This is a genomic window from Rhizobium sp. 01T444, assembly GCF_056398305.1.
This window is the reverse complement of sequence record NZ_JBFTPD010000141.1, coordinates 1-793: the sequence shown is the minus strand read 5'-3', so window position 1 is coordinate 793 and position 793 is coordinate 1. Positions and strand designations below refer to the sequence as shown.

The window sequence follows — 793 nt, the reverse complement described above, 5'->3', positions numbered from 1 at the left end:
TTTCAATGCCATTCAGGAGCGATACAAGTCGTTTTCACAAGCCACGGAAACAGGACACCACGGGATGGCAGGCGTTAACGGAGATATTGCGGACGTCAAAATTGGAGACCTAGTTTCCATCCTCCGGCATATCGCTGCCAACGATGACCGCAGACTCGACGCCGCCAGAAAATCAGCCATTTCCCCTCTCTTCGAAAAAATCTATCTCATGGAGAGCAAGGAGCAGGGCTGGAATCTGCGGCTTCATCAATTCGCCCCGGGAGGCAAGGCACAAGGGGAGGAGGAAATGCCGCACTATCATCGATGGACCCTCGCCTCCAAATTGCTTAAAGGCGGGTACGACAATAGAAATTTTCGTGAAATCCCTGATTCCGAAGCAACAGCGGACGAAAAACTGCACAAATACAGTCTTGGGCCGGCGCCGGCGGGTGCRTCGAGCCGGTCGATGCTCCATGAGGGGCCCGTTGGCATGCGGATCACCCGCGACACGTTATTTCATGAGGGACAGGTTCGGCATTTCCCGATTGCGCTGCCTCACAGCGTCGTCGATCTCAGTCAACACACGGGTACGGGCATGACCCTGGCACATACCGCGAAGCCTGTAACGGATAGTTCTTTCACATATCGCACAAGTGAAAATCTCAACTCCGTGCCGCAGGAACAGTCAGCATCTCCCCAGGAATTCATCGCCTCTCTGCACAGCAAGGTCGCGTTCCTGCAATTGATTTCCTTGCGCGACGCCCTGCACAACCATCTCAAGGAAAAAGACCCACGGGCGCTCACTGCCAATGAG

At 54.5% G+C, this 793-nt stretch carries 1 protein-coding gene; it reads left to right on the top strand.

Features of this window, described 5'->3' with window-relative positions:
• Nucleotides 1–64: 64 nt before the first annotated feature.
• The coding region (locus AC1DTN_RS37615; RefSeq protein WP_477925210.1) for a hypothetical protein at nucleotides 65–793 on the top strand (729 nt) is incomplete at its 3' end.